A 14128-nucleotide genomic window follows, 5' to 3' on the forward strand; every position below is an offset into this window, starting at 1 on the left:
GTACATGTGGGAGGACAGGGCATGACGATCAAGGACACCGCCGAGGACTGGGAGGTCAGGGCGAGTGAGACCCCCTTCGTCGGCAAGAAGACCTCGGTGCGCACCGACGACGTGGTCATGCCCGACGGTTCGGTCGTCCGACGCGACTACCAGGTCCACCCCGGCTCGGTCGCGGTCCTCGCCCTCGACGACGAGGACCGGGTGCTGGTGCTGCGCCAGTACCGGCATCCGGTGCGCCACCGGCTCTGGGAGATCCCGGCCGGGCTGCTCGACGTGCCGGGGGAGAACCCGCTGCACGCCGCGCAGCGCGAGCTGTACGAGGAGGCGCACGTCAAGGCCGGCGACTGGCGGGTGCTGACCGACGTCTACACGACGCCCGGCGGCTGCGACGAGGCCGTCCGCATCTTCCTCGCCCGCGATCTGTCCGAGGCCGAGGGCCACCGCTTCGAGGTCGAGGACGAGGAGGCCGACATGGAGCTGGCCCGGGTCCCCGCCGACGAGCTGGTCCGTGGTGTCCTCGCCGGTGAGCTGCACAACAACTGCCTGGTGGTGGGCGTCCTCTCCCTGCTCGCGGCCCGCGCCGGCGACGGGTTCGACGCGCTGCGCCCGGCCGGGGCCCCGTGGCCCGCCCGGCCCTTCGAGGCGTGACGAGGCCGCCGGTACCCCCGAAGGGGTGGCCGGTGTGACGATCGCCTGATCCGATCAGGGGATCCGCCCGTCGTGGCCCGCCGTGCTCCGCCCGGTCCGTCGCAGAGCGTGAACTAGGGTCTGTCCGGCGGACCGGGCCGAAGGAGACGAACGGCTCCTTGTGGTCACCAGCGTGCCGGAGCCCGCGTCTCCGGCATGGTCCGCCGGACAGAGCCTAGGCTCGTGGAACGTCCGTCCGGAGTCCCGGCGGGCATGCGCGCGCAGTGGGACGGGAGTGTGGCCCCGTGACGGATCAGGCAGTGGACACCGACGGCACCGGAGTGCCGGCGAACGAGCGGCGTCCGGCCGCCGCGTCCGCTCCTGCGGGGTGTCAGTTCCTGGGCCGCGCACGCGAGTTGAAGGAACTGCGGCTCGACATCGAGCGCGCCGGCCTGGACACCCTCTCCGGCCGGAAGGCGCCACGCGCGCGCGTGCTGCTCATCGCGGGCAAGCCCGGATCGGGCCGCACCGCCCTCGCCGAGGAACTCGCCCGGCAGGTCGCCGAGAGGTACCCCGACGGTCTCCTGCGCGCCCGGCTCACCGAACCCGACGGCACCCCCGTCCCCACCGAGCGCACCGCGTGCGACCTGCTCACCGCGCTGGAGCGGCCGACCCCGCCCGGCGCCTGCGCGGACGACCTCGCCGCGGCGCTGCGCGCGGCCCTCAGCGGCCGGCGCGCCCTGCTCCTGCTCGACGACGCCGCCGACGCCGAGCAGGTCGACGCACTGCTGCCGGACACCCCCGGCTGCCTGGTCGTCGCCGTCTCCCGGGGACCGCTGACCGGGATCGCCGACGTCCGCCCGTGCATCCTGGGCGGTCTGGACACCAAGTCCGCCCTCGACCTGCTCGGCCGCTTCACCGGCTCCGTGCGCATCACCGTCGACCCGCTCGCCGCCGAGGGCCTGGTCGAACTGTGCGAGGGCCAGCCGGCCGCCCTGGTGCTCGCCGGCCGCTGGCTCGCCGCCCGCCCCAAGTCGGCCGTCGCCGACCTCGCCAGACAGCTGCGCACCGACGACGAGGAGGGCTCGGCTCACGTCCGCGTCTTCCGGCTGGTGTACGTCTCGCTGTCCGGCAGCGCCGCGCGGACCCTGCGCCTCCTCTCCCTGGCCCCGGCCGGGTCCGTCGACCCGCAGACGGCCTCCGCGCTCGCGGGCTGCTCGGTCGAGGCCGCCCACCGCGCACTGGACGACTTCGCCGCGCTGGGCCTCGTACGCGCGGTCGGGTCCCCGCTGCCGCAGTACGAGGTGCCCGGCTGGCTGCTGCCGCTGCTGAGCGCGCTCACCGCGTCCCAGGACCGTCCGGCCGAGCTCCAGCTGGCCCGCGCCCGGATGCTGGAGCGGACCGTACGGCTGCTGGTGTCCTGCCGCGCGATCACCGAGACCGACAGCTCACCCGCCCAGGAGAAGCTGGCCGGGATGCCGCGCGCGCTGCGCTTCCCCACCCCCCGGGCCGCCGCCGACTGGCTGCGCGTCCGGCTGCCGGCGCTGCTGGCCGCCGCCCGGCTCGCCGTCGCCGACGGGGAGCTGGACACGCTGGCCCGCCGGCTGATGGCCGCGCTGGCCCGGGCGCTGGCCGCGCACGTCGGGACGCGCGCGGCGGCGCCCGAGCTGTACGGCATCCACCGGCTCGTCCTGGACGTCGCCGAGCGCCGCGGACTGCACCGCGAGAAGGCCGCCGCGCTGCTCAACCTCGCCGACCTGGACGCGCGGACCGGGCGGACGGCCGACGCCCTGGCCCGCTACCGGGCCGCGCTCGACGCCGGACGCGCGGCGAACGACCCGTACGCGACGGGCCGCGCGATGGAATCCGTCGGCGGCGCGTACCAGGAGCTGGAGGACTACGACCGGGCGGCCGACTGGTACGGCAGGGCGCTGGCGCAGCGGCTCGCCCGCGGCGAGCGCGCCGACGCCGCCCGGCTGTACGGCCGCATCGCCACCGCGCACACCTACGCGGGCCGCTACGGGGAGGCGCTGCGCAACTGGAGCTCCGCGGTCACCGGACACCGCAGGAACGGCGACACCGCCGGGCTCGCCCGGGCGCTGAGCGAGCTGGCACGCGTCCAGGAGTACGCCGGGCGGCCCGAGGAGTCCCTGCGCACCTGCCAGGAGGCGGTGGAGTGGGCGCGGCGTGCCGAGGACACGCGGCTGCAGGCCGCGTTGCGGCTCCGGCTGGCCGACACCCTGGAGCGGCTCGGCGACCCGGCCGCCGCCCGGCTGCACCGCGGCACGGCCGAGCGCATGCTGGGAGATGAGGCCGCCGAGGAGGCACCGACCAAGCCATACGACGCGGGAACCTGCGAAATCCGTAGCGTGTCCACGAAAGATTGATGCTTTGAAAGGCTAGACAGAGAGAACCCCTTCATTAAACTGGCTCCGCCGCGTTCTTTCGTGGTGTCTCCGCTATGCACCCGTGCATCCGGATACGACATGCATTGCCCCGGCCCGTGTCGCCCCGGCATGCACAGCCCCAGAACCCTCTGAGTCAAGGACCGTGATCGACGTGAAGGTCGGTATCCCCCGCGAGGTCAAGAACAACGAGTTCCGGGTGGCCATCACCCCCGCCGGCGTGCACGAGCTGGTACGCCACGGCCACCAGGTCTTCGTCGAGCAGAGCGCCGGTGTCGGCTCCTCGATCACGGACGACGAGTTCGTCTCCGCCGGTGCGCGGATCCTGGAGACCGCGGACGAGGTCTGGGCCACCGCCGACCTGCTGCTGAAGGTCAAGGAGCCCGTCGCCGAGGAGTACCACCGCCTCCGCAAGGACCAGACGCTCTTCACCTACCTGCACCTGGCCGCGTCCAAGGAGTGCACCGACGCGCTGATCGAGTCCGGCACCACGGCGATCGCCTACGAGACGGTCGAACTGCCCAGTCGCGCGCTGCCGCTGCTCGCCCCGATGTCCGAGGTCGCGGGCCGGCTGGCCCCCCAGGTGGGCGCCTACCACCTGATGCGCGCCAACGGCGGCCGCGGGGTCCTGCCGGGCGGTGTCCCCGGCGTGCTGGCCGCCAAGGCGGTCGTCATCGGCGGCGGTGTCTCCGGCTGGAACGCCGCGCAGATCGCCATCGGCATGGGCTTCCACGTGACCCTGCTGGACAAGGACATCAACAAGCTCAAGGAAGCCGACAAGATCTTCGGTACGAAGATCCAGACCGTCGTCTCCAACGCCTTCGAACTGGAGAAGGCCTGCCTGGAGGCCGACCTCGTCATCGGCGCCGTCCTCATCCCGGGTGCCAAGGCCCCGAAGCTGGTCACCAACGAGCTGGTGTCCCGGATGAAGCCGGGGAGTGTCCTTGTCGACATCGCCATCGACCAGGGCGGCTGCTTCGAGGACTCCCGTCCCACCACCCACGCCGAACCGACCTTCCCGGTCCACAACTCGGTCTTCTACTGCGTCGCCAACATGCCCGGCGCCGTGCCCAACACCTCGACCTACGCGCTGACCAACGCCACGCTTCCCTACATCGTGGAACTGGCGAACCGCGGCTGGGCCGAGGCGCTGCGCCGCGACGCCGCGCTGGCCAAGGGTCTCAACACCCATGACGGCAAGGTGGTCTACCGCGAGGTCGCCGAGGCGCACGGTCTGGAGCACGCCGACCTGGAGTCGCTGATCGGCTGACCCGCCGAGAAGTCGACTCCCGCCGCGAAAAGGCGATTCGTCAACACGGGTCGTCAACAGCGTTTCCCCGGCCGGGCCTTGTCCGACAAGGCCCGGCCGGTGTGTGTCGGCTCACTTCGCGACACTCGTACAACTCGCCTCGAACGTAACCCTTCAACCGATTCGCACACTGGTGGAACCTGGCGAAGACAGGCCGGAGACCCTTGACAGAGGGGGGTGCGGCCGCCGACACATCGGGCCGGGTCCGGCGGATTGTGTTGCTGCGAACCGGTGACACGCCATAGAGTCGCCAACCGTCGGCATGGTGCCACGCTGACCTATCTAGAAGTTTCCTGGTCACCAAGGAGGTAAGACGACTTGTGAATGAGTCGACATTTACTCCCGGGGGTGGTCAACCAGGAACGCCGACGCGGGGCCACGGCCCCACGGGGCCCGAGGCTGTCGGCTCCGTCGCTGTCCGTACCTTCGCAGCCCACCAGAGTCCCCGGATGACTCAGACAGCACACAAGAGCATGGATGGCCATCACGTGAACGCCATGGCCGGCAACGGAAGTGGCGAGAACCACACCCACTTCGCCGACTACGACGACCTGCCCGAGGGGCACTTCTACGACCCCGACGCCGAGTACGAGCCCGATCCCGAGTACGCGGCCACGCTCGCGCCCGACGCCGCCCGTCAGCGCCGTGAGCGCGTCGGCCCGACCGGCCGCCCGCTGCCGTACTTCCCGATCCCTGGCCCGCTGACCGACCACGGCCCCGCGAAGATCATCGCGATGTGCAACCAGAAGGGCGGCGTCGGCAAGACGACGTCGACCATCAACCTGGGTGCCGCGCTCGCGGAGTACGGACGCCGGGTCCTGCTCGTCGACTTCGACCCGCAGGGCGCGCTGTCCGTGGGTCTCGGCGTCAACCCCATGGAGCTCGACCTCACCGTCTACAACCTGCTCATGGAGCGGGGCATGGCGGCCGACGAGGTCCTCCTGAAGACGGCGGTCCCCAACATGGACCTGCTGCCGAGCAACATCGACCTGTCCGCCGCCGAGGTGCAGCTGGTGAGCGAGGTCGCGCGCGAGTCCACGCTGCAGCGCGCCCTGAAGCCGCTCATGGCCGACTACGACTACATCGTGATCGACTGTCAGCCCTCGCTCGGCCTGCTCACCGTGAACGCCCTCACGGCGGCCCACAAGGTGATCGTGCCGCTCGAGTGCGAGTTCTTCGCGCTGCGCGGTGTCGCGCTGCTCACCGAGACCATCGAGAAGGTCCAGGAGCGGCTCAACCCGGAGCTGGAGCTCGACGGCATCCTCGCCACGATGTACGACTCGCGCACGGTGCACAGCCGTGAGGTGCTCGCGCGCGTGGTCGAGGCCTTCGACGACCACGTCTACCACACGGTCATCGGGCGCACGGTCCGCTTCCCGGAGACCACGGTCGCCGGTGAGCCGATCACCACGTACGCCTCCAACTCCGTCGGTGCCGCCGCCTACCGCCAGCTCGCCAGGGAGGTGCTCGCCCGGTGTCACGCCGAGTGAGTCTGCCGGGGGCCGACGAACTGTTCCGTACGACCGGGGGAATGGCACTCCAGGCGTCCACGCCCTCGCGCCGGGCCAACGGTGAGGCCCGGGTGCCGGCTCCGGCGGGCGAGAGCGACGCCGCCGCCGGCGAGGACGCGCCGCAGTCGGTGCCCGTCCGGGGCGGCGACGGCGAGGGCGACGAGCACGTCGCGACGGAGGCGGAGACGGAGGCGGGCGAGTCCCGTGCCCGCGACGCCGGCCCGGAGAGCGCGGGGCGCCGGCCGCCCGCGCAGGAAGGTTCAGCCGCCGCCCAGCCGCGCAAGCGGGGGCGTGCCTCCGGGCGCCGGCCCAGCGGGCGCGAGCGTCACGACGAGAAGATCACCGTGTACGTGTCCGCCGAGGAACTCATGGACCTCGAACACGCCCGGCTGGTGCTCCGCGGTGAGCACGGGCTCGCGGTGGACCGCGGACGGATCGTCCGGGAGGCGGTAGCCGTGGTGCTCGCCGACCTCGAGTCCCGAGGGGACGCGAGCATTCTCGTACGACGGCTCCGCGGGCGGTAGGCGGTAGCCTGCGAGGGCCATGCCCTCGTACGACTCCTCCGCACCCCCCTCCGGCCCCGGCGGCCGTCGGCGTGCCCTGGGGCGGGGCCCCGGAGCGGGCCCGGCACCGGCGCGGCCCGAGCCCGCCGGACCGCCCGAGCCCGCCGGACCGCCCGAGGCGCCCGCGCCCGTCGAACAGCCCGCCCGGTCCGAGCCCCCGCCGTCCGCAGCGGCGTCCGTGGAGGCCCCCGGTGCCCCCGGGACCTCTGGGCCCCCCGAGCCGTCCGCACCCCCCGCGGAGGCGGCCGAGGAGCCCGGCGACGGGGTCTTCAAGGTGCGGCTGGCGAACTTCGAGGGGCCCTTCGACCTGCTGCTCCAGCTGATCTCCAAGCACAAGCTGGACGTCACCGAGGTCGCCCTGTCGAAGGTGACCGACGAGTTCATGGCGCACATCCGGGCGATGGGCCCGGACTGGGACCTCGACCAGACCACCGAGTTCCTGGTCGTCGCCGCGACGCTGCTCGACCTCAAGGCCGCACGGCTGCTGCCCGCCGCCGAGGTGGAGGACGAGGCCGACCTCGCCCTCCTGGAGGCACGGGACCTGCTCTTCGCCCGGCTGCTGCAGTACCGCGCGTACAAGCGGATCGCGGACATCTTCACCGCCCGGCTCGACGAGGAGGGCCGCCGCCACCCCCGTACCGTGGGCCTCGAACCCCACCACGCCGCGCTGCTGCCCGACGTCGTCATCAGCATCGGTGCGGAGGGCTTCGCCCGGCTCGCCGTCAAGGCGATGCAGCCGAAGCCCAGGCCGCAGGTGTACGTGGACCACATCCACGCCCCGCTGGTGAGCGTGCGGGAGCAGGCGGGGATCGTGGTGGCCCGGCTCAGGGAGGCTGGCGAGGCGACGTTCCAGGCGCTGGTGGCGGACGCGGGGGACACCCTCACCGTCGTCGCCCGGTTCCTCGCCCTGCTGGAGCTGTACCGGGAGAAGGCCGTCGCCCTCGACCAGGAGGACGCCCTGGGCGAGCTGCTGGTCCGCTGGACGGGCGGGGACGGCGCCGGGCAGCCGCGGGTGACCGACGAGTTCGACAGGCCGCCCGAGGAGCCCGCGGAGGCCGGGGCGGAGCGGCCCGGGAAGCCAGACGGTTCCGGCAGGCCCGAGAGGGAGGAGAAGGCGTGAACGACGAGACGACCGGGACACCGGCGGGGACCGGGACGCCGGCGGGGACCGGGACCGTGGCGGACCTCGACCTCGGGCCCGCCCTGGAGGCCGTCCTGATGGTCGTGGACGAGCCCGCGACCGAGGAGCACCTCGCGAAAATCCTGGAGCGGCCCCGCCGGCAGGTCGCGGACGCGCTGCGGGCGCTGGCCGACGAGTACACCGTCCAGGGCCGCGGCTTCGAGCTGCGCCTGATCGCGGGCGGCTGGCGCTTCTACACCCGGCCCGCGTACGCGGCGGCCGTGGAGCGCTTCGTCCTCGACGGCCAGCAGGCCCGGCTGACCCAGGCGGCCCTGGAGACGCTGGCGGTGGTCGCGTACCGTCAGCCGGTCAGCCGTTCACGGGTTTCCGCCGTGCGCGGAGTGAACTGCGACGGTGTGATGCGCACCCTGCTCCAGCGAGGTCTCGTGGAGGAGGCGGGCGCGGAACCCGAAACAGGTGCGATCCTGTACAGGACGACGAACTACTTCCTGGAGCGGATGGGCCTGCGCGGCCTGGACGAGCTCCCGGAGCTCGCGCCCTTCCTCCCCGAGGCGGACGCGATCGAGGCCGAGACGCAGGAAGGTGTCCCGTCGTTCGATCCGGACGCACCGGACACAGATGACCCGACGACGACGGAACTTTGATGCCAAGCAGCGGTAACGGTAGGAACAGCAGCGGACGCGGGAACTACCGGGGGGCGGGAAACAGGCGCGACGACAGCCAGGACAAGCGCGCCGGCAAGCCCCGTCCCGAGGAGCGCCGCTACGACGTGGGCCCCGGCGCGAGCAAGGAGGGCCCCAAGTCCGGACGCGGAAACGCGGCGCGCGGCGGTGCCAAGGGCGGCCCCAAGCAGAGCCGGCAGACCGGCGGCCGTACGGCGCCCGCGCGCTCCCGTGAGTACGAGACGCGGGCCGAGGAGCGCAACCGGGAGCGGTACGCGGGCAAGAAGGACGTCAAGCCGCCGAAGACCTTCCCGGGCGCCGAGCAGGAGGGCGAGCGCCTGCAGAAGGTGCTCGCGCGCGCGGGCTACGGCTCGCGGCGTTCCTGCGAGGAGCTGATCGAGCAGGCCCGCGTCGAGGTCAACGGCGAGATCGTCCTGGAGCAGGGCCTGCGGGTCCAGCCGGAGACGGACGAGATCAAGGTCGACGGACTGACGGTCGCGACCCAGTCGTACCAGTTCTTCTCCCTGAACAAGCCCGCGGGTGTCGTCTCCACCATGGAGGACCCCGAGGGGCGGCAGTGCCTCGGCGACTACGTGACGAACCGCGAGACGCGGCTCTTCCACGTGGGCCGGCTCGACACCGAGACCGAGGGCGTCATCCTGCTCACCAACCACGGCGAGCTGGCGCACCGGCTGACCCACCCCAAGTACGGCGTGAAGAAGACCTACCTGGCGCACATCGTGGGCCCGATCCCGCGTGACCTGGGCAAGCAGCTCAAGGACGGCATCCAGCTGGAGGACGGCTACGCGCGCGCGGACCACTTCCGCGTCGTCGAGCAGACCGGCAAGAACTACCTCGTCGAGGTCACCCTGCACGAGGGCCGCAAGCACATCGTGCGCCGGATGCTCGCCGAGGCGGGCTTCCCCGTGGACAAGCTGGTCCGCGTGGCGTTCGGCCCGATCACCCTCGGTGACCAGAAGTCGGGCTGGCTGCGCCGCCTGTCCAACACCGAGGTCGGCATGCTGATGAACGAGGTCGACCTGTAGGACGTACGGGTGCACGGCACGACGGCCGGTCCAGGACGCTGTCCCGGGCCGGCCGTTCCGTTTGCGCGCGAGGGCTTGCCGCCGCGGACCCCCGCCTTTATAGTCAGAGTGACTATTGGTCGCACTGACTCATAAGCAGTGCCCGTGACCGGACGAGGAGGCGGGCGTGCCCGCACCGCGAGCCCACGACACCGGCGGCACCGCGCCCGAGGGCTACGACAAGTACGCCTTCGAGCCGTTCGCCGTCACCGCCGACCTGGCCGTCCTGACCATCCGGGACGGCGCGCTGCACGTCCTGCTCGTCGAGCGGGGGCAGCAGCCCTACGCGGGCCGCTGGGCGCTGCCGGGCGGGTTCGTCCTGCCCGACGAGTCCGCGGAGGCGGCCGCCCGGCGCGAACTCGCCGAGGAGACCGGCCTGGCCGACGTCTCCGGACTCCACCTGGAACAGCTGCGCACCTACAGCGAGCCGGGCCGCGACCCCCGGATGCGGGTCGTCTCCGTCGCCTTCACCGCACTCCTGCCGAACCCGCCCGAGCCGCGTGGCGGCGGTGACGCGGCCCAGGCCCGCTGGGTGCCGTACGGCGAGACGGGACCGCTCGCCTTCGATCACGACCGCATCCTCGCCGACGCCCACGACCGCGTCGGCGCCCAGCTCGAGTACACCTGTCTCGCCACCGCCTTCTGCCCCGCCGAGTTCACCCTCGGCGAGCTCCGGCAGGTCTACGAGACCGTGTGGGGCACCGCTCCCGACCGGCCCAACTTCCGGCGCAAGGTGCTCGCCACCCCGGGCTTCGTCGAACCGGTGCCCGGCGCCGCACGCCTCACCCGGGGCCGCGGCAAGCCGGCCGCCCTCTACCGCGCGGGCCCCGCCACCGCCCTGCACCCGCCCCTGCTGCGCCCCGCCCCGGAAGGACGGCCCTCATGACCACCACGACCCGCACCAAGCGCGCCGCGACCGGATCCCTGACCGGTCTCGCGCTCGGCGACGCGCTCGGGTTCCCGACCGAGTTCAACGACGTGCCGTCGATCCTCGCCAAATGCGGCCCCTGGCGCGGCATGGAGCTGCCGAGGCCCGCGATCGTCACGGACGACACACAGATGACGCTGGCGCTGGGCCGCGCTCTGCGCACGGCGGCCGACCGCGGCCCCCTCGGACCGGACCGTCTGGAGCGGCCGCTGCGCGAGGAGTTCGTCGCCTGGTACCGCTCGCCCGACAACAACCGGGCCCCCGGCCACACCTGCCTCGTCGCCTGCGGGCTGCTGGCGGACCCGCAGCGGCCCTGGCAGCAGGCCGGCCAGGTGCACTCGAAGGGCTGCGGCGCCAACATGCGGGTGGCGCCGCTCGGGCTCGTCCCCGGGCTGGGCGACGAGCAGCGGGCGGGCGCCGCGCAGATGCAGGCCGCGCTCACCCACGGCCACCCGACGGCGCTCGCCGCCTCCGACCTCACCGCCCACGCCGTCCGGCTCCTCGCGCAGGGCGCCGAACCGACCGGACTGGTCGGCCTGCTGCGCTCCTACGCGTACGACAACCGCCGCCGCTACCACTCCCGCTGGCTCGGCGACCTGTGGACCCTGGCCGGGGACGACACCCCGGAGGACTTCATAGGCCGGGGCTGGGACGAGTGCCTGGACGTCCTGGAGCGCCTGGCCCACGCCGTGCGCACCGTCTCGCCCGAGACGGACCCCTGCCTGGCCACGGGCGGGGGCTGGATCGCCGAGGAGGCGCTCGCCACCGGCCTGCTGTGCTTCCTGCAGTTCGTCGACGAGCCGGTCACGGCGCTGCGCCGGGCCGCCTGCACGTCCGGCGACTCCGACTCCATCGCCTGCCTCGCGGGCGCCTTCGCCGGTGCCCATCACGGAGCGGACGCCTGGCCGGCCGAGTGGGCCGACCGCGTCGAGTACCGGAGCGACCTGCTGGCCCTGGGCACGCTCTGGGACGCCTGACCGGGCCGGGGGCCGTCAGGCGTCCACCGAGGCGCGCCGCACCCGGACGAGGAAGTCCTCCACCCGCGCGCGGTCCGGCTCCGGGGGCAGCGGGCTGCCCGCCACCGCGTCGTCCGCCTCCCGCGCCAGCCGGGTCATCCAGGACTCGACCCGGGGCCAGGACAGCTCCCCGCGCTTCACTGCGAGCAGCGGCTCGCGCTGGTCGCCGACGTCGACGGCCAGGGTCCCGGTGCGCAGCAGGTCGCGGCAGCTCGCCAGGAGGCGGAGCAGGTGCATGGCGTGCTTCCAGCGGGGCGCGCCGTGGGTGCGCACATCGGCGACGAGCTTCCTGCGCTGGCCCATCGCGTAGCGCGTGAACGTCTCGTGGGCCCGGAGGGAGAGGAAGGCGTCACGGAGGCCGAGCAGTTCGCGGCCGGTGGCGTCCACGTGCTCCACCAGGGGGGAGTGCAGGCACTCCAGGACGTTCGGGTTGGCGCGCAGGGCCAGCTCGCAGAAGCGCTCGAGCTCCCAGCTGAACTGCTCCTCGGCCGGTCCCTCGACGTGCGTGGGCGGCTTGTCGAACCGCCAGAAGAGCGGCGCCGGGGCCGCGAAGACTCCGCGCCGGTCGGTGTCGCTGCCCTCCGTGGCCAGGCCGAAGGCGCGCGAACCGATGACGCAGGCGTAGATCGTGTGGTCGCGGACCAGGGCCTCGGGGTGCATGTCCGGGAGCGTACGTCCCCGCTCACGCCAGGCGGATCGAATTTCCGGTGACCGTGATCCTGCGCGGGGGCAGCGGCTTCGTCGCCGGGCCCCGGGCCACCGAGGCGTCCTCGATCCGGTACCTGGAGCCGTGGCAGGGGCAGTCGATCGTGCCGTCCGTGACGCTGCCGACGGTGCAGCCCATGTGGGTGCAGACGGCGGAGAAGGCCTTGAACTCCTTCTCCCGGGGCTGCGTCACCACGACCTTCTCGTCCGGGAAGATCTTTCCGCCGCCCACCGGGATGTCCGCCGTGCTCGCGAGTTCCTTCCCGCCGGCCCCCTTCGACGCCGTGGGTGTGGCCGAGGAGCCCCCGTCGTCCCCGTTCCCGTCACCGGACGAGCCGCAGCCCGCCAGGAGCGTCGCCGCCGAGGTCGCGAGGACGGTGCGCCGTGCCGGGCCGTCGGTCATGTCACCACTCCGTACGTACGGGGATCCGGACGGCGGACTCCGCCCGGCCGCTCCGGGCGGAGCAGGGGGAGTTTGTCACCCGATGTCCCCGGGGCGAAGCACCCCGGCGGTGTGTACGCCGCCGTCCCACCCGTCTCGCCAGTCGGGCGCCGCGCACCACCGGCACCGGGGCTGACTAGGCTGGTGGGTCACGACACGCAGGCAGATCAGCGAGGAGCATCACCGTGGCGGTACGAGCGGTCCGGGGCGCCGTCCAACTGGAGCGGGACGACGCCGGACACATGGACGAGCAGGTCAAGGCACTGCTCACCGCCCTCCTCGAGCGCAACGGCCTCACCGCCGACGACCTGATCAGCGTCTGGTTCACCGCGACGCCCGATCTGCACAGCGACTTCCCGGCGGCCGCCGCCCGCGGCCTCGGCATCGTCGACGTACCGCTGATCTGCGCGCAGGAGCTGGACATCGAGGGCGCGATGCCGCGGGTCGTCCGGATCCTCGCCCACATCGAGTCCGACAAGCCCCGCGCCGACATCGCGCACGTCTACCTGGGCGCCGCGGGCGCGCTGCGCAAGGACATTGCCCAGTGAGAACCGCACTCGTCATCGGGACCGGGCTGATCGGTACGTCCGCGGCCCTGGCGCTGACCCGCCGCGGCGTCGCCGTGCACCTCGCCGACCACGACCCGGAGCAGGCCCGTACGGCCGCCGCCCTCGGGGCCGGCACCGACGCGGCGCCCGAGGGCCCGGTCGACCTGGCGATCGTGGCCGCGCCGCCCGCGCACGTGGCCGCGACCCTCGCGGACGCGATCCGGCGGTCGGCCGCGCGCGGCTACCTCGACGTGGCCAGCGTCAAGGGCGGCCCGCGCCGCGAGCTGGAGGCGCTCGGCCTCGACCTGCGCGCCTACATCGGCTCGCACCCCATGTCGGGCCGCGAGAAATCGGGCCCGCTGGCCGCCACGGCCGACCTCTTCGAGGGCCGTCCCTGGGTGCTCACGCCCACCCGCGACACCGAGACCGAGGTGCTGAACCTCGCACTGGAGCTGGTGTCGCACTGCAGCGCCGTGCCCGTCGTGATGGACGCGGACGCCCACGACCGGGCCGTGGCCCTCGTCTCCCACATGCCGCACCTGGTCTCCAGCATGGTCGCCGCGCGCCTGGAGCACGCGGAGGAGGCGGCCGTACGCCTCTGCGGCCAGGGCATCCGCGATGTGACCAGGATCGCCGCCTCCGACCCCCGGATGTGGATCGACATCCTCTCGGCGAACCCGGGACCGGTGGCCGACCTGCTCGCCGACGTCTCCGCCGACCTCGACGAGACGGTCCGCGCCCTGCGCTCCCTGCAGTCCCGCGACGAGGACGAGCGGCGCGAGGGCGCCACCGGTGTCGAGGCCCTCCTGCGCCGGGGCAACGCCGGCCAGGTCCGCGTCCCCGGCAAGCACGGGGCGGCCCCCGCCGCCTACGAGACCGTGGCCGTCCTCATCGACGACCAGCCGGGCCAGCTGGCCCGCATCTTCGCGGACGCCGGGATGGCCGGCGTCAACATCGAGGACGTACGCATCGAGCACGCCACCGGACAGCAGGCCGGCCTGGTGCAGCTCATGGTCGAACCGAAGGCGGCCCCGGTCCTGAGCGCGGCGCTGCGGGAGCGCGGCTGGGCGCTGCGGCAGTAGGTGCGGCCGCCCGGCCGCTGGGGTCCGGGAAGGGCCCGTCGAACGGGGTCCGGGAAGCCAGTAACCTTGTGCGGGGCGCGTCCGCCGCCCGCACACGCCCAGAC

At 73.1% G+C, this 14128-nt stretch carries 14 protein-coding genes; 12 read left to right on the forward strand and 2 right to left on the reverse strand.

Annotation, left to right across the window (positions count from 1 at the left end):
• The first annotated feature begins 21 nt into the window (after positions 1-21).
• The 10 genes from ACFY93_RS02890 (at position 22) to ACFY93_RS02935 (ending at position 11208) form a co-directional block, all read left to right on the forward strand.
• The gene (locus ACFY93_RS02890) at positions 22-648 is read left to right on the forward strand and encodes an NUDIX domain-containing protein (RefSeq protein WP_391353011.1); all 627 of its coding nucleotides are present in this window, start codon (positions 22-24) and stop codon (positions 646-648) included.
• A 284-nt stretch (positions 649-932) separates the two neighbouring features.
• A complete protein-coding gene (locus ACFY93_RS02895) occupies positions 933-3014 on the forward strand; it encodes a tetratricopeptide repeat protein (RefSeq protein WP_391353012.1) in 2082 nt (693 codons plus the stop codon).
• Between the two features lie 163 nt (positions 3015-3177).
• Positions 3178-4302 (forward strand): alanine dehydrogenase, encoded by a 1125-nt coding sequence (gene ald / locus ACFY93_RS02900; protein ID WP_391353013.1) that lies wholly within the window; start codon positions 3178-3180, stop codon positions 4300-4302.
• Positions 4303-4661: 359 nt separating this feature from the next.
• On the forward strand, positions 4662-5831 hold the full coding sequence (locus ACFY93_RS02905) for an AAA family ATPase (RefSeq protein ID WP_391353014.1): 1170 nt from the start codon (positions 4662-4664) through the stop codon (positions 5829-5831).
• Positions 5816-6376, forward strand: a complete 561-nt coding sequence (locus tag ACFY93_RS02910; protein ID WP_391353015.1) for a hypothetical protein — start codon at positions 5816-5818, stop codon at positions 6374-6376. The genes ACFY93_RS02905 and ACFY93_RS02910 overlap by 16 nt, the downstream gene beginning before the upstream one ends.
• Before the next feature lie 19 nt (positions 6377-6395).
• Positions 6396-7535: a segregation/condensation protein A gene (locus tag ACFY93_RS02915; RefSeq protein ID WP_391353016.1), complete on the forward strand. Its 1140-nt coding sequence runs from the start codon at positions 6396-6398 to the stop codon at positions 7533-7535.
• The gene (gene scpB / locus ACFY93_RS02920) at positions 7532-8200 is read left to right on the forward strand and encodes an SMC-Scp complex subunit ScpB (protein WP_391353017.1); all 669 of its coding nucleotides are present in this window, start codon (positions 7532-7534) and stop codon (positions 8198-8200) included. Before ACFY93_RS02915 ends, scpB begins: the two co-directional genes overlap by 4 nt.
• Positions 8200-9264: a pseudouridine synthase gene (locus ACFY93_RS02925; RefSeq protein ID WP_391353019.1), complete on the forward strand. Its 1065-nt coding sequence runs from the start codon at positions 8200-8202 to the stop codon at positions 9262-9264. Before scpB ends, ACFY93_RS02925 begins: the two co-directional genes overlap by 1 nt.
• 166 nt (positions 9265-9430) lie before the next feature.
• Positions 9431-10189, forward strand: a complete 759-nt coding sequence (locus ACFY93_RS02930) for an NUDIX domain-containing protein (RefSeq protein ID WP_391353020.1) — start codon at positions 9431-9433, stop codon at positions 10187-10189.
• The gene (locus ACFY93_RS02935) at positions 10186-11208 is read left to right on the forward strand and encodes an ADP-ribosylglycohydrolase family protein (protein WP_391353021.1); all 1023 of its coding nucleotides are present in this window, start codon (positions 10186-10188) and stop codon (positions 11206-11208) included. The genes ACFY93_RS02930 and ACFY93_RS02935 overlap by 4 nt, the downstream gene beginning before the upstream one ends.
• Positions 11209-11223: 15 nt before the next feature.
• Here ACFY93_RS02935 and ACFY93_RS02940 read toward each other — a convergent pair whose 3' ends face one another.
• A complete protein-coding gene (locus ACFY93_RS02940; protein WP_391353023.1) occupies positions 11224-11907 on the reverse strand; it encodes a DNA polymerase beta superfamily protein in 684 nt (227 codons plus the stop codon).
• Positions 11908-11929: 22 nt separating this feature from the next.
• Positions 11930-12355, reverse strand: a complete 426-nt coding sequence (locus ACFY93_RS02945; protein ID WP_391353024.1) for a Rieske 2Fe-2S domain-containing protein — start codon at positions 12353-12355, stop codon at positions 11930-11932.
• 224 nt (positions 12356-12579) lie between these two features.
• Between ACFY93_RS02945 and aroH the strand changes: the two genes are divergently transcribed.
• Together aroH and ACFY93_RS02955 are read left to right on the forward strand one after the other, a co-directional pair.
• Positions 12580-12942, forward strand: coding sequence for a chorismate mutase (aroH, locus tag ACFY93_RS02950; RefSeq protein ID WP_391353025.1), 363 nt, complete (start codon positions 12580-12582; stop codon positions 12940-12942).
• Entirely contained in the window at positions 12939-14024 is a 1086-nt protein-coding gene (locus ACFY93_RS02955; protein ID WP_391353027.1) for a prephenate dehydrogenase, read from the forward strand. Before aroH ends, ACFY93_RS02955 begins: the two co-directional genes overlap by 4 nt.
• Positions 14025-14128: the final 104 nt, after the last annotated feature.

The organism is Streptomyces sp. NPDC008313 (assembly GCF_042956125.1).
In the GTDB taxonomy this organism is placed as follows: Bacteria; Actinomycetota; Actinomycetes; order Streptomycetales; family Streptomycetaceae; genus Streptomyces.